General features: G+C 52.1%; 17 protein-coding genes. 13 read left to right on the top strand and 4 right to left on the bottom strand.

Annotated elements, in window-relative coordinates; translation table 11 throughout:
• Positions 1-436 precede the first annotated feature (436 nt).
• The 3 genes from HN413_01910 to HN413_01900 are packed head-to-tail and all read left to right on the top strand — an operon-like array spanning position 437 to position 3,037.
• A complete protein-coding gene (locus HN413_01910) occupies positions 437-1,138 on the top strand; it encodes a response regulator transcription factor (GenBank protein MBT3389144.1) in 702 nt (233 codons plus the stop codon).
• Entirely contained in the window at positions 1,135-2,241 is a 1,107-nt protein-coding gene (locus HN413_01905; GenBank protein MBT3389143.1) for a HAMP domain-containing protein, read from the top strand. Before HN413_01910 ends, HN413_01905 begins: the two co-directional genes overlap by 4 nt.
• A 37-nt stretch (positions 2,242-2,278) precedes the next feature.
• Positions 2,279-3,037 (top strand): hypothetical protein, encoded by a 759-nt coding sequence (locus HN413_01900; GenBank protein MBT3389142.1) that lies wholly within the window; start codon positions 2,279-2,281, stop codon positions 3,035-3,037.
• 46 nt (positions 3,038-3,083) lie between these two features.
• Here HN413_01900 and HN413_01895 read toward each other — a convergent pair whose 3' ends face one another.
• The 4 genes from HN413_01895 to HN413_01880 all read right to left on the bottom strand — a co-directional run bounded on the left by HN413_01895 (position 3,084) and on the right by HN413_01880 (position 8,798).
• Complete coding sequence (locus HN413_01895; protein ID MBT3389141.1) at positions 3,084-4,091, bottom strand: class I mannose-6-phosphate isomerase; 1,008 nt, start codon at positions 4,089-4,091, stop codon at positions 3,084-3,086.
• A gap of 50 nt (positions 4,092-4,141) precedes the next feature.
• Positions 4,142-7,243, bottom strand: coding sequence for a DNA polymerase III subunit alpha (locus tag HN413_01890; protein ID MBT3389140.1), 3,102 nt, complete (start codon positions 7,241-7,243; stop codon positions 4,142-4,144).
• Between the two features lie 45 nt (positions 7,244-7,288).
• Entirely contained in the window at positions 7,289-7,969 is a 681-nt protein-coding gene (locus tag HN413_01885; GenBank protein ID MBT3389139.1) for a hypothetical protein, read from the bottom strand.
• 172 nt (positions 7,970-8,141) lie between these two features.
• Entirely contained in the window at positions 8,142-8,798 is a 657-nt protein-coding gene (locus tag HN413_01880; protein ID MBT3389138.1) for an SGNH/GDSL hydrolase family protein, read from the bottom strand.
• Positions 8,799-8,941: 143 nt separating this feature from the next.
• On the opposite strand from HN413_01880, the gene HN413_01875 reads away from it, so the two are divergent.
• From HN413_01875 to HN413_01830, 10 genes are all read left to right on the top strand, one after another.
• Positions 8,942-12,172 carry a transcriptional regulator gene (locus HN413_01875; GenBank protein MBT3389137.1) on the top strand — a complete coding sequence of 1,077 codons (3,231 nt, stop codon included), beginning with the start codon at positions 8,942-8,944 and terminating at the stop codon, positions 12,170-12,172.
• A 164-nt stretch (positions 12,173-12,336) separates the two neighbouring features.
• Entirely contained in the window at positions 12,337-12,540 is a 204-nt protein-coding gene (locus HN413_01870) for a hypothetical protein (GenBank protein MBT3389136.1), read from the top strand.
• A 10-nt stretch (positions 12,541-12,550) separates the two neighbouring features.
• On the top strand, positions 12,551-13,309 hold the full coding sequence (locus HN413_01865; protein MBT3389135.1) for a glucose 1-dehydrogenase: 759 nt from the start codon (positions 12,551-12,553) through the stop codon (positions 13,307-13,309).
• A 54-nt stretch (positions 13,310-13,363) separates the two neighbouring features.
• A complete protein-coding gene (locus HN413_01860; protein MBT3389134.1) occupies positions 13,364-14,365 on the top strand; it encodes a ketoacyl-ACP synthase III in 1,002 nt (333 codons plus the stop codon).
• Between the two features lie 3 nt (positions 14,366-14,368).
• A complete protein-coding gene (locus HN413_01855; protein ID MBT3389133.1) occupies positions 14,369-15,262 on the top strand; it encodes an alpha/beta hydrolase in 894 nt (297 codons plus the stop codon).
• A gap of 47 nt (positions 15,263-15,309) precedes the next feature.
• On the top strand, positions 15,310-15,645 hold the full coding sequence (locus HN413_01850) for a four helix bundle protein (GenBank protein ID MBT3389132.1): 336 nt from the start codon (positions 15,310-15,312) through the stop codon (positions 15,643-15,645).
• Positions 15,646-15,701: 56 nt separating this feature from the next.
• On the top strand, positions 15,702-17,255 hold the full coding sequence (locus tag HN413_01845; GenBank protein ID MBT3389131.1) for a long-chain fatty acid--CoA ligase: 1,554 nt from the start codon (positions 15,702-15,704) through the stop codon (positions 17,253-17,255).
• Positions 17,256-17,412: 157 nt separating this feature from the next.
• Positions 17,413-18,675 (top strand): hypothetical protein, encoded by a 1,263-nt coding sequence (locus HN413_01840; protein ID MBT3389130.1) that lies wholly within the window; start codon positions 17,413-17,415, stop codon positions 18,673-18,675.
• Positions 18,676-18,681: 6 nt separating this feature from the next.
• Positions 18,682-19,089, top strand: a complete 408-nt coding sequence (locus HN413_01835; GenBank protein ID MBT3389129.1) for a Zn-ribbon domain-containing OB-fold protein — start codon at positions 18,682-18,684, stop codon at positions 19,087-19,089.
• A gap of 58 nt (positions 19,090-19,147) precedes the next feature.
• On the top strand, positions 19,148-19,945 hold the full coding sequence (locus HN413_01830) for an alpha/beta fold hydrolase (protein ID MBT3389128.1): 798 nt from the start codon (positions 19,148-19,150) through the stop codon (positions 19,943-19,945).
• Positions 19,946-20,126: the final 181 nt, after the last annotated feature.

Here is a 20,126-nt window from a genome sequence, read left to right as displayed (position 1 = left end):
ATGTTTGAGCCCATTGCCCCTTTATCTACCCAATCAGTTAGCGGAAACTAAAGTTTTAGGTATCCTTATTATTCAGGCAGTTTTTGGTGCAGTGAAAACTTTCCCCATCCTACCACTTTTTATAAAGTCTTGCCTTGCATCATTATAGCGATTAGGCAAAACATCTGCACACTCTTCAGTCTTTCTCCAGATTTTCTCCAGATTTGTTTTTTATAATTGATGCATGTCATTCTCACGAAGAACATCGGGACGATTGACTTGTCTTCAGGGATTCTTCCTCGCTTCGCTCGTCAGAATGACAGATTTGTACACTGACCCACTAATTTTCGGATAGAGACCAAATCGGATTTATCTCAACACGAGTTTAGCAAGGATATCAAGTCAGTTTAGGCTCTGTGTACCAACAGAGTCAGAGTTGGATATAATGGTGCTACCCATGGAACGCATTCTGGTTGTTGATGACGATAAAGATATTTTACGTCTGGTGCGCTCGTACCTGGAAAAAGCCGGGTACGCTGTATTCAGCGCGCAGAATGGCGAAAACGCGCTGCACATCTTGCGCCGCGAAAAACCAGATTTGCTAGTACTCGACCTGATGCTTCCCGACCGGGATGGCTGGGATATTACGCGCATCATTCGAGGCGATGCGCATCTTTCCGGGCTGCCCATTATTATGCTCACGGCGCGCGTTGAAGACAGCGATAAAATTGTCGGGCTGGAAATTGGGGCCGATGACTATATCACCAAGCCATTCAATCCGCGCGAAGTGGTAGCCCGCGTGCGCGCCCTGTTGCGGCGCAGCTCTCTGGAGCGCGGCACAACCGCACCCCAGTTATTGCAAGTTGGCGCGCTGAGCCTCGATACCGGCAGGCGGCAACTCAAAAGCAGCGACGGCCTGATTGATCTTACTCCTTCTGAATTTGAGCTGCTACGCGTTTTAATGGAACATCCCGGTTATGTTTTCACCCGCGATGAGTTAATGGACAAGGCTCTGGGTTATGGCTTCGAAGGTATGGGGCGCGCCCTGGATAGTCATATCAAAAATTTGCGCCGTAAAATTGAACCCGATCCGGCAACCCCTACCTTCATCCAAACGGTGTACGGCGTGGGCTACCGGCTGGAAGAGAATTTCAAATGAACCGTCTATGGATTCGAATCAGCCTGACCTTTGTGGGAATCGTCATTTTTTTGATTATGATTCCGATGATGATCGGGATCGCCACGCGTAATTTCGGGATGCCTGGCGGCCCCGGGGGGATGCATACCTTCAATAACGATTCTGACGAGCGCCTTGTTTACCACCCCGAATCCTTTGTGCGAATCGCCGGGCGAGATTTCGCTCCAGAGTTCTTAAAATTTTTTGCTGCGATAACCGCCCTCGGTGTAACCATCGGGGTGCTCAGCACGCGCGGTCTGACAGCGCCACTCAATAAACTTGCCGATGCTGCCAAAGCCATTGGCGAAAAAGACCTCAGTCGGCGCGTAGAAGTACGCGGCTCCGACGAGATCAAAACTGTAGCGCTGGCCTTTAACGAAATGGCCAACCAACTCGAACAGGCCGAAACCTTGCGCAGTAATCTGCTCAACGATGTAGCCCACGAACTGCGCACTCCCATTTCCGTCATCCAGGGAAACCTGCGTGCCATCCTCGATGATGTTTACGAACTTGATAAAGTCGAAATCGCCCGTCTCTACGACCAGACCCGACATCTGGCGCGCCTGGTGGATGATCTGCGCGAATTGGCTCAAGCCGAGGCCCGGGAGTTGTCGCTAAATATCTCAGAGGTGGATACTCTCCCCTGGGTGCAGGAGATTGCCGCCGTCTTCCGCCCGATTACAGATGCAAAAAATATCCGGTTACATGTTGAAATTCTTGAGCCATCGTCTCCGATTTCCGCCGATCAGGCCCGCCTGACCCAAGTGTTGCATAATTTATTAAACAATGCTATCCAACACACCCCAGAAGGCGGAACGATCACTGTGCAGGTTGAGCAACGCCCGAAACATTTTTTCTTGCGTGTCAACGATACCGGTGAAGGCATCCCGCAAGAACACCTGCCCCACATCTTTAACCGCTTCTACCGCGCCGACCCTGCCCGTACCCGCGAAACCGGCGGCACAGGTTTGGGGCTGGCAATCAGCCGCGCCATCGTGGAAGCCCACAACGGGGAGCTTAACGTCAGTAGCGAGGGCGTTGGTAAAGGCAGCGAGTTTGTCATTCAATTGCCCAGCCACACATAGTAGAAATACAGCCTAAATATCCGAAGGAAAATACGCAATGAAGAAATTGCCCTATTTACTGGTATTGATTTTAATCTTTGGCGGCTGTTCGAGTCCACAGCCAATGATGACAGCCGTTGAGAATCAGCAGCCCGATTCTGCCACCATCGAAGTCGAACCAACCCCCACCCCTGAATCTGAACCCACTGCGACAATCACGTCGGCATCCAGCGAAGTGCTTGATCTGACGCAGCTTTGGTCGTATGGCCTGACAAGTATCCGCACAGGCGAACCTTTGATCAAAGAAGGCGGGGAACATCTACTGGACGCAAGCCTGATTTCTTATGGCTATAATCTGGTTGTCGACGAAAACGAGAATGTACTTATGCCACGAGGCACGCCACTTCAGGGCGGGGAACAACTCATCCGAACGGATGACTATCAGACAGAGAACAATATGCGCGAGGTTGCTCGCATCTTTACGATTATGGCGCCAATTCGAGATACGATCCTATACCATTTCGAAGATACCACCCGTGCGGAATGGCTAGAAATAACCGCCGTATTAACACTCAACAACCTCAAAACCGAAGATGCCGCCGAAATTAATGGGCGCAGTATTCTGTCAACCGGGCAGGTATACGATTATATTGCCAGCGGAGAAGCTGAAAGCAGCCCAGTGATGCGCTATTTGGAGGAAGTAGAATTAGAATTAAAATGTCTGGCGTTTCAGGATTTTGACTTTACAAATCCCGAAGGCAGCAATCATTGTGAGGAGCACGCTATAGAGGTTGGCACGGGGATTGAATTTCCATAAGCGAAACCTGTTTTCGTGCAATCGGTCACGCTCAATTTTCAGCGGATCAGTGCGAGTTGGGTTTCTCAACATAAGTGCGCAAAAACGTAGTTTCTGAAGCAGCCTGGATAGTGAACTTACCTAAGACGGCAGGGAGCAAAACAAATTGGATGGCCTGGAATTCGATTGCGTTGATGGTTGCGCGGCCTGCAATCAGGCCCCATATTTCCATAGTTTCACCCGTGCATTCGCCCTCATACGTTGATCCGGGCTGCATTTCGATGCGCTCGATGGTAAAGTGTTTATTGCGGCACAGCTCAAGGCGGCGTATCCCTTGCTTTGTGGCAATCAACTTTGGGGGGCGTAAGCCAGGCTCCACTTGATTAAAGTTGATCACATCCATCGCCTTATCCACATGCAGGGGGCGCGGTTTGCCATCCACTCCCAGACGATTCCAGTCGAATACCCGGTAAGTTATATTGGAGTTTCGCTGGATTTCGGCAATCAGCACGCCATCCATAATCGCGTGCAATGTTCCGGCGGGGACACAAATATGGTCGCCCGCTTGCACGCTCAACCGGTGGAGATAATTTTCTACCTGGCCCGTTTGAATAGCTCGGCGAAAAATCTCAGGGGTCGTTCCGTTTTTTACGCCCAGAATTAGTTCAGCCCCAGGTTCGGCGTGGAGAACAACCCACATCTCCGTTTTGCCCATTTCACCACCCTCATAGGTCTGTGCATAAGCATCATCGGGGTGTACCTGTACAGAGAGGGGTCGATTGGCATCAAGTAGTTTCACCAATAAAGGGAATTTATGATTGTCTAAAGCCCAGGCGCTATTTGACCCGATCAGATCTGTGCCCAATTCAGCCAGAAGGTCTGTGATCGGTTTTCCGGCTAACGAACCGTTGGCGACAACGGTGATACCATCTTGATGCCCGGCGATCTCCCAGCTTTCGGCGATTACACCTTCGAAAGGCAATTCGCGCCCCCATTTTTCAAGATTGCGCCCTCCCCAGATATAGTCTTTGAGTACAGGTATAAATGTGAGGGGATAGAGAGTCTGTTTTCTCATAGCGTCTTCCAGATTTCACACAGCGGCAGTAAGTTTACCACGGGCTTCGCCTATCTGGCCGCTAAAGGCCATAACTTTTGCGCGTCCAGAATCACGGTTCCAGTTTCCTGATTTTTGATCATTCGCCCCTCAACGACAACCAGCTGATCCGTAGAAAGCATCCTGCGATGATGGCTGTAAAAAGGCACTGTCATGCGGACAGGTAAGACCCCATCTAAATCGAGTAATTCGATCATATAGTAATTCTCCCCGTTGAGGTTGTGAAAACGATGAGACGTTTGACGAACCCCGGCGACAGCAATTTGCTCTTCGAGCCTGTTCGCAGCTTCCAAAGTGGACAGAGTATCCAGTTTTTGGAGTTGTGCAGAAACCAGTTCAAGGGGGTGCGCATCGACGCTGGTTCCGAGGATGGTTTTCTGCGCGTCCATGCGCGTGGGCAAATCCCAATCCTCTGCATCCCCATGCTCGCCAAGCTCGAACAGCGGTGGTTGAGCGTAGCGCCAGCCACCGGTCTGGACTTTCGCCAATAAATCCGGGATCGTACCCAGGCTGCTCAACGCGCCAATTCGAATCAGGTTTTCGACTTCCGGGAGGCGAGGATCCACACGCGTTAAAAAATCTTCCAGCGAGCGAAAAGGGCGTTCTGTCAGAATGCGTTGTTGAGTACGCCGGGATAAACCGCTCACCTGGGCAAGACCCATATACAATATGGGCATTCCTTTGGGATAGACTACAGTGAATTGGTATTGAGAATGATGAATATGTGGCCCACGCAAAGTCAGCCCCAGACGCCGGGCTTCATTCAGGTAAACCGGTTGCCGGTAATACCCTCCCCAACCCGCCAGCACAGCCGCCATGAATTCCGCCGGATAATGCGCTTTGCACCAAACGGATCGCCAGGCAACCTGCGCATACGAAGCCGCATGGGCTTTGGGGAAACCATAGCCTGCAAAGGCTGCCATCATATCCCAAATTCGCCCCGCAATTGCCGAAGGAACGGCGCTCTTCTCCAATGCTCCGGCAATAAAGCGCTGCTTGAGGGTCTTCATACGTTCGCCAGGGTCAAAATGACTCATCGCCCGGCGCAGCAAATCGGCATCGGCCAGGCTCAATCCGGCCAGTTCGCTGGCAATCCGCAGCACCTGCTCCTGATACAAGATTACGCCATGGGTACTTTTTAATAATGGCACCAAGGCCGGATGGATATGTTCAATGCGGGCGTTTCCTAAATGGCGTTGAACGAAGGCATCTTTAAGCCCGCCGGTTAGCGGGCCAGGCCGGTAGAGCGCCAGAGCAACCATAATATCGTCCAGAGAGTGAGCATCAATTTCTTTCAGCGTCGCTCGCATACCGGGGCTTTCAATAGCAAAACAGCCGATGGTTTGCGCTGAACGCACCCATTCAATTGTTTTAGGGTCATCCTCGGGGATGGCATCCAGCACATCCAGGCCGCTCTCAAATTCACGCCGTCGCCAGGATTGAATGCGATCGGCAACATTCCCCAAGACCGTTAAACCGCGTGTACCTAAAAGATCGATCTTAACCAACCCCATCCGTTCAATCGATTCCAGATTAAACTGTGTAATCAGCATTCCCTTGCTCGCCAAGTGCGTTGGAACCAGATCGGTGATCGGCCCTGGGGTGATCACTATACCTCCAGGATGCACGGATAGGTGCCGCGGGAATTTAAGTAAAGCTTGCGCGTCCTGAAAAATGGCTTTATAACGCTGATTTGGGAAACGCGCTTGCAGTGCCTGGTAGGGATCACCCGCTGGATGAGCGTTGCGCCGGGAGGGTGGACCCCAGCCCCGCGTAGGCAAATCTGCAACCAGGGTTTTGATTTCCTTTGGTGAGAGGCCATGTACTTTAGCAACTTCTCGCAATGCCGAACGGCGGCGAAAGCGGTTGATCGTTGCCACCATCGCAACCCGGTCTTCGCCGTATTGTTCATATACATGCCGAATGACAGCATCCCGGCGAAGTGAGCATAAATCGGTATCAATATCGGGTGGCGAGGAACGCGCCGGGTTGAGAAACCGCTCGAAATACAGATTCAAGGCCAGTGGGTCGGGCGACGTGATCCCCAAACAGTGCGCCACAAGAGATGAAGCGGCGGATCCGCGCGACGAGATGGGGACATTTGTGCGGCGAGCAAATTCCAGAATTTCTTGCACAATGATGAATAGAGGGGCGTAATCTCTTTCACCAATAATCGTTAGTTCATAATCCAGCCGGGATTGAATTTCGGGAGTGATCTCACCATAACGCTGTTTGGCACCTTTCTCAGCCAATTTCCGCAATCGATCCACGGCAGTTTCCCCAGAGGCAAGCGGGATCTCCGGGTAATGAGGCACGCCCAGAGGAAGTTCCAGGTTACAGCGGGCGGCAATTTTTTGCGTATTGGCAAGCGCGGCGGGATAATCAGCAAAACGCTCGATCATCTCCTGCCGAGATGCGAAATGCGAGCCTGGGGGCGCGGGAGCATCCAGCGGAATATCTCCCAATTCAGTATTCAGGCGCATTGCCGTCAGCGTGCGCTGAAGGCTGGCCTGCTCGGGATTAAGATAATGAACATTATTCGTGGCGACAACCGGCAGTTTGAGATGTTCTGCAATCGCCGTCAAGCTGTGCAGATCGCGTCTATCGGCAGGGCGCTGCGATTGGAGTTCGACATACAGGGATTGGGGGAAAATATTTTGCAGTTCACCGAAAAAAGTAAGGGCGAATTCGGTCTGGTCTTTGTCAATCAGATGCTGCCCCAGGCCACGCTTTCCCCCACTCAAGCAAATCAGGCCAGCGGTATTTTCAGCAAATCGTGCAAAGTTGATGCCGTTGTTTGGATCACGATGATGCGCAGACTGAACAATGCTGCTCAAGCGGCACAAGTTAGTCCAGCCGGTTTGATCCATCGCCAATAAAATCAAGTTGCCCTGACCCAAATTGTGATTGACGACTAACTCAATACCCAGAATTGGTTTTATACCCGCTTGCTGGCAAGCATCATAGAATTCTATCGCGCCAGTCAGACCGTGATGATCGGTGAGCGCCAGTGCTTGCATGCCCTGCCGAACAGCCGCTTGCACCAGTTGCGCCGGTGAAGGAATTCCATCCAGAAATGAGTAATAGGAATGGGTGTGTAAGTGAGTGAACATCACACGTTGATTATAGCGCACGTCCGGTTGACGTTTTCGTTTCTGCTATGCAACAATCAAGCGCAGTTGTTCTACGATTGCATTTGGAGAGAACATACGAATATTCTCTTCGATCTTTTCCAGTTGGGTTTGCACGGTGTCGGCGGGAACGCCCGAAGGGGCATACGCTACATAGAGGACATGCGTTGTCGCGGCTGAAATCGCAGAGCGATTATCCTGCCCATAGATTATGGAACAACTCACCCCGCTCGCATCGCGCATCAGCATATCGCCCGCGCGGATGGACTTCATTTCGCCACTCATCTGCGTAATCTGATCACCTTCGTGCGAGACATCCATCCAAAGCGGCGTTTGTAATTTATCCACATCATGCCCAGCGGTCAGGACGAAAGTTTCCACCTCGGCGATAAAATTCGAATCAACCAGCGGTGATATATTGGGCAATTTTTTCCCTATAAGCGCAATCGATTCAACTTGTAGCAGCACATGATAGGTTTTCTTGAAACCCTGATAGTATTGTTTATACGCCGCTATCACGGGCAACGACAAGAAATCCTGTCGCGAAAATCCTCTGTAATCAGCTCTGATTTGCGCTTCTATTTGTCTTTTGCGCTCATTGAGCGGGGGCGATGCCTTTTCATTCGCCACGCCTGAAAGTTCCAGCAAACCGATCGCGGCCCCGGCGTGAACGGTGCGCCATGCTTCTGTAGCCTGAATAATCAACATAAGCTATTTTCTACTCCTGAAGATAAATATCCGATTGGTAACTGCTCAGGCTAACGCCTTCGCAGAGAGAATTCCGAAAAAAGGGGTGTGCATGGGGTGCTTCGCACTCCATGCACACCCCTTTTTTCGGCCTCTTTCAGATCGAGGCTGAGTAGATACTCCGATTGGAGGGTCAGCGCTCCCATGCGAATTTGATTTCCCTCAAAAAAGCGCGCGCCAAAATCATATGACCGACCAGATTGGGATGCACATGATCCATTGCCAGTTGCATGGGATCCATCGATTGTAGTGCAACATCAAAAGCAGCCTGGGTATCTGCCAGCAACGCCTGATGACGCGCCGCAACTTCTTTTGCCGCGGCCCCAAATCGATCCATCATCACCCGCATTGGTTCCTGGTGGTCGAGATCCAGAAAGTAAGGTGTCATCACGATCAGGCCGCGCAGGCGAGAACGTGTCTGTAGAACAAGTTGATCGAGAGTTTGTGCGTACTCAGCCAGCGAGATATTCTGCCCCGACCAAAAGGTCTGGCTGAGATGCTGCCAGACATCATTAATCCCGATTTTAATGACCAACCAATCGGGTTGCAGATCAAGCACATCGGTTTGCCAACGCGCTTTCAGGTCGCGGATCGTATTGCCAGAAATGCCCATATTGATGGTGTGAATGGCGTAGTCCGGATACACGGCGGTGAGGGCGGCATCCACCAGGCTGACAAAGCCGTCACCAAGCGCCTGGTCAAACGCGCCTTCGCCAACGGGAAATCTTCGCCCGCAATCGGTAATTGAATCGCCAATAAATAATAGTCGGCTGTGTGGTTGTAATTTCATCATCGTTATACTCACAGATAAAAAAGTATCAAGGTGATCTTACCACTAAAAGCGGCCTCGCTCGCTGAATGGTTTTCCTTGGAAATCTATCTTCCGTTATAATTCACCTATCTCTTTCACAAGTTTCAGATATAAACCTTTCTATGCTAATTCCTCAAGTCATCCGAACAAAGATAACGCCTCCCACCCCATCGGTGCGCGATCTCTATCGTCAGCGAGTGGCACTCGCGTTGGATGAAGCTATTCACTATCGCCTGACATTACTCCATGCCAGCGCCGGGTACGGGAAAAGCACAGCTCTCACATCTTTGGCCCAGGGCGATAGGCCAATCATCTGGTATCAAATCACCGAAGACGACAACGATTTATTTGTCTTTCTACTCCATCTACTCCATGCCACCCAATTAGCTTTACCACATATCGACAACCTCCCCATCCCGCTCATCGAAGGCTGGGATAATATCCAGGACCCGCTACCGATCGTAGAAATCATCCACCAATATCTGAATGCGCTCAGCAGCAGCCTTACCGAACCGACGATTCTGGTATTAGACGATATTCATCTCGTAGCCGATATCCCGGAAATCGCCCATGCGCTAGATCGGCTAATCGGCCTGGCGCCCTCCGATTTGAGAGTATTGCTTTCGTCGCGCCTGCCGGTACAACTCCCCAACTTATCGCGCTGGCAGGTGCGCGGCGATGTACTCTCAATCGATCACAATACGCTAAAATTCAATCGGGAAGAAATTTCCGTCTTGTTCGCACAGCAATATGAATATCAGCTGACAGAATCTGAAGTTGATAGTCTGACACAACTGACCGAAGGATGGGCGATTGCCCTGCAACTGGCCTGGCAAAGCTTGCGCAGTGGCGCGGTGGCTTCTATTGATGAAGTGATGAACCGCGGCGGAAAATCGCTTGGCAGCCTTTTTGAAGTACTCACCCAGGAAGTCATGCAGCGGCAACCCGAAGATATTCAGGAATTCTTGCGCATATCTGCAACTCTGCGCGTGATGACCCCCAACGCCTGCGATGCGTTGCGCGATGCTTCAGATAGCGAGGCGCTTCTGGATTACCTGCGGCGGCAAGAACTATTTATCGTCGATCTTGGCGAAGAGGGTCTGCGCTTCCATCATATCTTCCATCGCTACCTACGCGGACAAACGGATGTAAAGCAACGCCAGGTTTGGCATCAACGCGCGGCGCACTACTGCCAAAAACATACTGACTTCGACACAGCCATTTATCATCTATTTCTTGCCAAAGATGAGAACCAGGCTGCAAATCTACTCAACTCATTTGGCGCTCGTTTATTAGCCACGGGACGCCTCGATACCCTGGCTGCCTATCTCGACAATCTGTCTCCAGAAACCCTCCACCAACATCCTGCTTTGCTTTCCTACCTTGGCGATCTGGCACGTTTGCACAGCCGCTTCCAAGAGGCGCTTGGATGGTATCAACAAGCTGAAACCCTCTGCATGGAACGCGGCCTCACAGATGGCCTCGGCAGATCGCTGCGCGGTCAGGCACGCGTTTATTTAGATACGGTCAGCCCCAGCCGCGCCGAAGAACTCTTGCAACAAGCGCTGAGAATCAGCGATGGTACCGCGGACCGCGAGTCACAGGCTCGGCTATATCAATTGCTCGCCGAGAATAAGCTCAACGCAGGAAAAGTTGAGGATGCAGAAAAATTGCACCAGCAAGCAGAAGCGCTCGTGCGAGAAGGCCCAGCCGATTCACAATTACGCATCCGGGTTCTTTTGCGCACCGGTCGCCTCGCTGAAGCCAAAAAACAATTAGAAAAGCTGGCTGAATCGGAGCAACAAGACCCTGTTCATACGCCCCGCGCCCATCGCGAAACCCAACTCCTGCTATCCATTATTTATGCCATGCAAGGGGATGCCCAAAAGGCTTATCGATCTGCCCTTGAGGGCATTCAGCGCGGCGAAGAGTTTAATTCTCCCTTTGTAACCGCAGTCGGGCATATGCGCTTAGGCCATGCTTTAATGCTGCTCTCTGAAACCAAGGAATATGCACAATCCAGAGAGCAATTCGAAAAAGCCATTGAAATTAGCCGAACCTTAGCCATCCCACGTTTACGAGTGGAAGCTTACTGGGGGCTTTGCCGGACGTATGGGTATCAGGATAATTTAATCGAGGCGAGGAAGGTCGCCCAAGAAGGCATTGAACTCGCCAATCTAGCCGGGGATGAGTGGAATGCCTCCCTGGCGCGGTTGACGATGGGCGCCAATCTAACCCTCGCCGAACTATACGAAGAAGCCGCAGATTGGTTGGGGCAGGCCGTGCGCGGTTTCCGCGAGTGCAGCGACCCATTTGGAACCAACGCCGCCCGATTATGGTTATGTTTGGGTTGGTATCGTCAAAATGATATGGAACGCCTCTCGCAAACCCTGCCCGATTTACTGGCAACCTGCCGCCAACACACGTATGATTATCTCTTTACGCGCCCAACCCTGCTTGGCCTGCCCAATGAACGATTAGCAGTACCATTGCTCATTTTGGCACGCGAGCATGGTTGGGAGGGTACATATCCCAAAAATTTACTCAGCGCCCTGGGGTTAGGCGAGATCAAAAGTCATCCTGGCTACCAACTAAGAGTACACACACTGGGGGCATTTCAAGCCTGGCGCGGAGAGCAGGAAATTCCGCACAACGGTTGGCGGCGCGAAAAAACGCGCCAACTCTTCCAGATTTTGCTCACGTACCGCCAGAATCCCCTAAACCGCGATCAGCTATGCGAATATCTCTGGCCGGGGATGGATCCAGAAACATCCCAACGCAACTTCAAGGTTGCGCTCAACACCTTATACAATGTTCTCGAACCCCACAGAAAACCGGGGAGTGAATCAACCTATATCGTGCGCGAGGGCACATCGTATACTTTGCGCCCAGAAGCTGATCTATGGTTAGATGCTGCTCAATTTGTGCAAAAAATCCACCAGGCTGAAAAAAATCTATCTCAAAATCCCCAACAGGCCATGACGCTAATGACAGTTGCGCTTGGACTTTACCAGGGCGAATATTTGCCGAATGCTCGCTATGAAACCTGGGCCGCGGCAGAGAGAGAACAGCTATCGGTTTTATATCTACGAACAGCCGATCAGTACTGCGAGTTAAGTCTCAAAGAAAATAAGCTTGAGGAAACCATCGAGTTATGCCAACAGATTTTGAGTTACGATAACTGCTGGGAACGCGCCTACCGCTATTTGATGCTAGCCTACGATAAACTTGGCGATCACGGCCAGGTCGCCCGCACCTATCAACGCTGCCTGGATACCCTGAACAACGAACTCGATGTTCGCCCCGCCCCAGAAACGGAGGAACTCTACCGCCGTCTGACCGGTAACGAATAATCACATCGTGCTGACCTCGTTGACCCTTTGCGATCTTGCTTGGCAAAGGGTTTTTCATTATCAATTTGTAACTACTGCGTTACGCTGCTTTGTTATCTTGAATACAAGTTACTCACGATACCATCTCAATCGCAAAACCTAGAACCATTCTGTGAGCAAACCCTATGGAAGATGCACCGAAAACCAATATTGTTTCATTCATTCTTCGCTTCGTTCAAGAGCAACCTGAGGCAGATGCAGAACCCCTCACCTATCGGGGAGCGATCCGCCATATACAGAGCGACGAAGAGCTTGTATTTAAATGTTGGGATGAAGCCGAAGATTTCATCCAACAATACGTTCCCATCAATCAAATAGATTACTTTTAAGGAGATAAGTATGCGCCTAAAAAACAAAGTATGTCTGATCACCGGAGGGGCTGCCGGAATTGGCAAAGCGACTGCCAAGCGTTTTGCTGAAGAAGGGGCAAAAGTTATCATTGCAGATCTCGTAAAGGATGCCGGTCGAAAAACGGCGGCTGAACTCGGGGCGGATTTCTACAAAGTGGATGTGGCCGACCGGCAGGATGTGCAAAAATGGGTGGATGCTGTCGCCGAGAAGTATGGCCGCATCGATGTCATCATCAACAATGCCGGCGTGTTGCGCGATGGCCTGTTCGTCAAGGTCAAGGACGGCGAACTCATCAGCCAGATGCCCGAAGTCAATTTTGACTTGGTGATTGATGTCAATCTTAAGGGCGTCTTCAATTGCGCCCAGGCCGTAGCGCCCTACATGATTAGGCAAGGCGGCGGGGCAATCCTCAACACCACCTCCATCGTCGGGTTGGATGGTAACTTTGGCCAGACCAACTACGTGGCATCCAAAGCCGGGGTGATCGGCATGACCAAAGTTTGGGCGCGTGAATTAGGCCGCCATCAAATCCGCGTCAACGCCGTCGCGCCGGGCTTCACGCTCACCGAAATGGTCAAGCAAATGCCCGAAAAAGTGCTCGACGGCATGATCGCCAAAACCCCCATGCGGCGCATGGGCGAACCCGTCGATATCGCCAACGCCTTCCTCTTCCTGGCATCCGATGAAGCTGCCTTTATCTCTGGCGTCACCCTGCGCGTGGATGGCGGCATTGTTGTCGGAACCTAAAACCTGGATTAGACACGAGGAGTTTGCGAAACCCCTCGTGTCTAAATAATTACTATGACTCGATACGCACAAATTCTCTCCACGGGCAGCTATGTGCCCGAACGCATTGTCACCAATGCCGAAATTGACCAGATGCTCGGCGAGTCGACCAGTCAATGGCTGCTTGATAATGTCGGCATCGTTGAACGCCGCTGGATGTCCCCAGAGCAAACCACCTCGGATTTAATCGTCGAGGCCAGCCGCAAAGCCCTGCAAAAAGTAGGCGTTTCCCCCGCAGAAATCGACCTGATTATTGTCTCCACCGACACCCCCGATTATCTCTCTCCCAGCACATCAATTGTCGTGCAGCACAAACTTGGCGCCGAAAATGCCGGCTGCTACGATGTCAATAGCGCCTGCGCCGGATGGGTGACAGCCCTCGATCAGGGGGCGCGCTATCTCGCCACGGAGGAGAGTTTCCGCTATGTGCTGGTGGCCGGGGGCTACGGGATGAGCCGCTATATCAATCAGTCGGATAAAAAGACCGCCAATCTCTTTGCGGATGGGGCTGGGGCGACCCTGCTGGGGGTTGGTGACTCTCCCGGGTTTCTGGCAAGCAACCTGCTCGCCAAGGGCGAATATCACGACGCTTTGGGCATCTACTGTGGGGGCGCCTCCCATCCCGCCACCGCGGAGAATATCGCCGAGCATGGAAAACCCGTCGTCGAATTCGTCAAAAAATTCCCCAAGACCTTCAACACCGAATATTGGCCAAAGTTGATGCAAGGCGCGCTCGATAAAGTTGGTCTCTCCTTCGATGATATCGATCTTTATTTGTTTACACAGCTCAATTTGCGCACCATCGAATATATGATCGATTTGCTCGGCCAGCCCATCGAAAAAACGCACTGGGTGATGCACAAATGGGGCTATACCGGCTCGCCGTGCGTAATTATGGCGCTGGATGATGCCATCGAGCAAGGGCGCGGCCCGAAACCCGGTGAGAAGATTCTCTTCTGCGCCAGCGGCGGCGGGATCAGTATGGCGGCATCGGTATGGCAATGGACGACAGGATAAGCTATGGCTGAAAATGACAAACTCACCCCTACTCGCAGCGGATTCGTCGAAGTGGAAAACGGCACACGCCAGATTTACTGGGAGTATTTTGGCAACGGCGACAAGGAAGTTGTCGTCTTTCTCAACGGTTTGGCGATGCTCACCAAATCGTGGTATCGTACCGTGCCTTTCTTACACCCGGAATATGATATTTTGCTCTATGATTATTTTGGGCAAGGGCAATCTTCGCAGGAAGATGAACCCTATTTCATCTCAAAATTTGCCGACTATCTCATCGATGTGATGGATGCCGCCGGGGTCGATAAAATCCACCCCATCGGAGTCTCGTATGGCGGCTTCATCGGGGCCGAGTTGGGCCGCCTGCACCAGGATCGCCTGCACACGCTGATTCTCTCCGGCATTTTGCTCACCCGCGAGACGCTCTTCCAGATGTATCAGGATATATCGCTGCGCTTCTACCATTCCACAGACGAAGTCTTCGATATTTACACGCAATATCTGTACGAAAAAACTTTTGGCGAAAATATCTCGCGCAAAATTTACGGAGCTGCGATGGATGCCGGACGCTATAAATTTTACGACCGCTATAAAGACAAAAAATATTGTCTGGTGCGCCTGACCGAGGCCCAGAACCCTTATTTTGAGAATATCAATGCCAACCCGAATGCCTACCGCAACGTGCAAACCCCCACGCTGATTCTCACCGGCGAGCAAGACCGCGCCATCCCGCCCTGGCAGCAGACTAAAATGGTCGATATTCTGCCCAACAGCCGCCAGATTATGATCCCGGATTGCGGCCACATGACCTATATGGAACGCCCGGATATTTTCTGGCCGGTGGTGAAGGCGTTTTTACAGGCGAAGTCGATAAAGGTTGAAGTAGGAAGTGGGAAGTAGAAAGTGAGATGTGATAGGTGAGCGAAAAAGTTCTGAATTACCGAAAATTGAAAGTCTGGCAAAAGGGAATTGAGCTTGTCAAAAATGTGTATTTGGTGGCAAGTGCTTTTCCAAAGCATGAGCTATATGGCCTGACAAGTCAGATTCAACGGTCTGCCGTTTCTGTTCCATCGAATATCGCAGAAGGCCAAACGCGAAATTCAACCCCCGATTTTCGACGTTTTCTTTTCATCGCTCAAGCTTCCCTTTCCGAAGTAGACACTCAAATTGTGATTGCTCAAGAATTAGGCTATTTGGAAAAAGAAGATGGCGCGGAAATTGAAACTCAAATTCTCGAACTCAGGCGTATGATTTATGCGCTCATTAACAGTTTACCGAAATAAAGTGAGAAGTTGCTTTCCACTTCCTACTTCATACTTCCCACCAATCGGAGGTTCCCATGTATATCGGCGATTATCTTGGACGACGAGAAATTTATTCCCCGGACACGCTGGCGATTATTGATGCTGGCAAAGCCCCCGAACTGCGGCTGACCTTCAAACAATGGAACCGGCGCGTTAACCGGCTGGCAAACTGGCTGAGCGCCACCGCAAAAGTTGGCTTTCGCGATCGGGTAGCCATTCTGGCGCGCGATGGCATTGAACATCTCGATTCGTTCTATGCCTGCGGCAAGCTTGGGGCTATCCACACGGCGCTCAACTGGCGTTTGCATTGGCGCGAAATTGTTGCCCTGATCGAAGATACGCAGCCCAAAGTGCTGATCTACTCCGATGATTTCATCGACAGTGTGCGCGAAATCGAAAAAGCCATCCACGCCACCGGCTATCGTATCCCCTGCTATCTGCACATCGAAGGCCAGGGCATCGCCAACAGCCTGCATTTTGAGAGCACCCTGCAAAGCGCGCCCGATACCCCGGTGAGCAACGACCGCGTCACCAAAGAAGATATTGCCTGCCTGCTCTTTACTGGCGGCACCACCGGCCTGCCCAAAGGCGCGCAGATCAGCCATCGCCAGGTCGCCTGGAACGTACTCAACACCGTCATCCACGATCTGGCACACGACGACACCTATCTGTGTGTCTTCCCGCTCTTTCACGCCGGGGGGCTGTTTGCCTACGTCTCTTCGCAGATCGTCTTTGGCAATACCACTATTTTGACGCGCATCTTCGACCCCGAACAGGTGCTGAATCTGATCGAGCGCGAGCAAGTCACCGTTTTTGCGGGCGTGCCGACCATGTATCAAGGGCTGACTCAGGCGCCCAACTGGGATTCTGCCGATATGAGCAGTTTGCGATTCTGCACCAGCGGCGGCGCGCCGTTACCTGTACCCCTGGTGGAGCAATACACCCGCGAGAAAGGTATCCGCTTCAAGCAAGGCTTTGGCATGACGGAATTCGGCCCGGGGTTGTTTGCCCTACCCCCGGAGGATGCTATTCGAAAGGCGGGTAGCATTGGCCGCCCGAATTATTTCGTGGATGTGCGCATCGTCGATGAACACAATCAACCCCTGGGGCCAAACCAACCCGGAGAGTTGATTCTGCGCGGGCCTTCGGGATTCTCCGGGTATTGGAACAACCCCGAGGCCTCGTCCGCCGTGCTCGATGATGATGGCTGGTTCCACACCGGGGATATCGTCGAATATGATGACGAATGGTACTTCTACGTCCGCGATCGCAAAAAAGATATGTTCATCTCCGGCGGGGAGAACGTCTATCCCGTGGAAATCGAAAACGTGCTCTACACACACCCGGCGGTTCACATGTGTGCCGTGGTTGGTTTGCCCGATGAAAAATGGGGCGAAGTCGGTCTGGCCTGTGTGGTGCTCAAACCGGGTGCGGATGCCTCGGAAGAGATTTTGATGGAACACATGCGCTCGCATCTGGCGCGTTATAAAGTTCCAAAGCGCGTGACGATTATGGAGGCGCTGCCGCTTTCGGGCATGGGCAAGATTTTGAAGCGCGAACTACGCGAAAAATTCATAGGACACGAATAAACGGGCAAAATTTCACCGCTGAGTACGCAGAGTTTCCGATCTTTTTCTGGCTTCTCTCAGCGGTCTCTGCGCTCTCTGCGGTAAGTATTGGCTCGGCCGGATGCCACCAATGCTTTGCAGGGAGACAACCAAATTCCATTTTGAGGAGATTAGTCACATGAACAAGAAAAAACTCAGTCGCGGCGTGGCACTGGTCGGTGCGGGGATGAGCAAGTTTGGCGCTTTCCCCGGACTTGCAACGCGCGATTTGTTTGTAGAAGCCTTTCAAGAAATGCTCGGCACGGTCGATAAGGGCATTGACCCCAAAAATATCGAAGCCCTGTATATTGGCAATTACAGCAGCGACCTGTTCGAACATCAGGGACACACCGCGCCAATTATGGCCGACTGGGTTGGACTTGCCCCGCGTCCAGCGACCCGCGTGGAAGATGCCTGCGCCAGTAGCGGTGTTGCGCTGCGGCAAGGTATTATCGCCATCGCCTCAGGGCTGTATGATATTGTGCTGGTCGGCGGCATCGAAAAAATGAGCGATCTGCCCACTTCCGAGGTCACCGACACCCTGGCAACCGCCAGCGATATGCTCTACGAAATTCCGGCGGGATTCACCTTCCCAGGCTTTTATGCGGCGATGGGAACCTCCTACATGCACCAATACGGCGCAACCCCGGAGAGTTTTATGCGCGTGGGCATCAAAAATCACACCAACGGCGCGCTCAACGAAAAGGCGCAATTTGGCAGCACTATCCGTCAGGTGATGGAAGGCAAAATTGCTGGCGCAAAGGCCAAAGGCCGACCGTTGCCAACCTGGGCCGACGAGATGGAATTTTTGCACGACAATCGCGCCAATCCGATTATCGCCTGGCCGATGCGCCTGTTTGACTGCTCACCCATCTCGGATGGCGCGGTAGCTTTGTTGCTGGTGAGTGATGAAATCGCCAAACAATTCTCCGATGATCCACTGTATATTATCGGCTCCGGGCAAGCCAGCGATGTGGCGCTGCACGATCGCCAAGTACTGACTTCTATCAAGGCGGCGCGACTGGCGGGGCAAGAAGCCTACGAAATGGCGGGAGTAAGCCCTCAGGACATTCAGGTGGCCGAAGTGCATGACTGCTTCACGATTGCCGAAATTATCGCCACTGAAGATTTAGGCTTCTTTGCGCCGGGTGAAGGCTATAAAGCCGCCGAAAACGGCGCAACTGCCCGCACCGGTTCCAGACCAATCAATACTTCCGGCGGGCTAAAATCCAAAGGCCACCCGGTAGGAACTTCGGGCGCGGGACAGGCGGTTGAAATCTGGAAGCAACTGCGCGGCGTCGCCGGTGAGCGTCAGGTAGCGGGCAATCCACGCCTGGGGTTGACGCATAATGTTGGGGGTACCGGCCAAACCTGCGTGGTACACATCTACGAACGGAGATAATTCACCATGTCAACAGAGAAATTTACCCAAACAACCTACCAGCAACAGCTCGGCGAGGGCAAGTTGATGGCTTCCCACTGCCCTGCTTGCGATGCCAGTTTTTTACCGCCGCGTCCGATGTGCCCGCAGTGTTTTGGCGCGCAAATGGAATGGCGCGAGATGCCCACCCGTGGCAAGTTGGCTGCGTTTACGGTTGTACACATCGCCCCCACCGCCATGATCGAAGCCGGTTACGGGCGCGATAACCCCTACTGCTCTGGGATTGTTGAACTGGATAACGGATTGAAACTCAGCGCGCAAATCACCGGGGTGGATGTTTCGCAACCAGAGTTGATCCAAATTGGCAGCGCGGTGCAAGCCGAGTTTCTCCAGCGTGAGGCTGAGACGTTTTTGGCTTTTGAAGTAATCGCGTAGTTGGCTCAAGAGACATTCTATTAATTGGCTATGCGCATTTTATTATTCAGAGGTGAGTATGTCCCAGCTTACGGTCAATAATTGTTCCATCTACTACGAACTTCACGGCGATGAAAATGCGCCTGTGCTGGTACTCAACAATGGCATCATCATGAATGCGGCGTCTAGTTGGGTTTTCCAAACCAAGGCATTTTCCAAACACTACCGCGTGCTGCAATACGATTGCCGCGGACAGGGCCAATCCGATCACCCGACCTCGCCCTACAGTATGGCGCAACACGCCGATGATCTAGTCATGCTGCTCACCAAACTCGACATTGACTACGCGCATATTGCGGGCATTTCGTATGGCGGCGAGGTAGCCCAAGCCTTCGCACTCAAATATCCGCAGAAAACACGCAGCCTGATCCTGATGGACACCGTCAGCGAAGTTGGCCCGGAGTTGCGCCTGGTCATCGAGAGTTGGGTCGATGCGCTCAAGGCCAACGATGCATTGGGCTTCTTCAACGCCAGTGTGCCCTGGAGCTTTTCCCCGTCCTGGATTGCGGCCAATACAGCCATTCTCGAGGATGCCAAACAACGCTATCCCCTGCTCGATTTCCCCGCTGTGATTGCTCTGTGTGAGGCATTTTTCGAGGTCAATTACACCGCCCGCCTGCATGAGATTCAAGTACCGACCTGTATCATCGTTGGTGAGGTCGATTTGCTCAAGGGCGTGGCATACGCTCGAATTCTCCAGCGCGAGATTGCCCATGCCGAGTTGCACATTATCGACGGCGCCGGTCACGCTTCGTGCTGGGAACGCTCAGAAGAATTTAACTCGATTGTGCTGGGATTTTTAGCCAAACAAACCTAGCGTAGTTTGCACAGGTGACTCCACTGAAAAAACCTTTTTACCGCGGAGAACGCGAAGAACGCAGAGAAAAACTTAAAACCAGGTTTAAAAATTCACATCAAAATCTGAGCAAAGCTCAGAAATTTTGTATTCGTTCAGTTGATAACCGGTAGCAGGGAAGGGACAGGCCTGCCCTGGATGC

The organism is Chloroflexota bacterium (assembly GCA_018648225.1).
Taxonomy (GTDB): domain Bacteria; phylum Chloroflexota; class Anaerolineae; order Anaerolineales; family UBA11858; genus NIOZ-UU35.
Note: the sequence above shows the minus strand (reverse complement) of the source record. Positions and strands in the feature narration are given on the sequence as shown.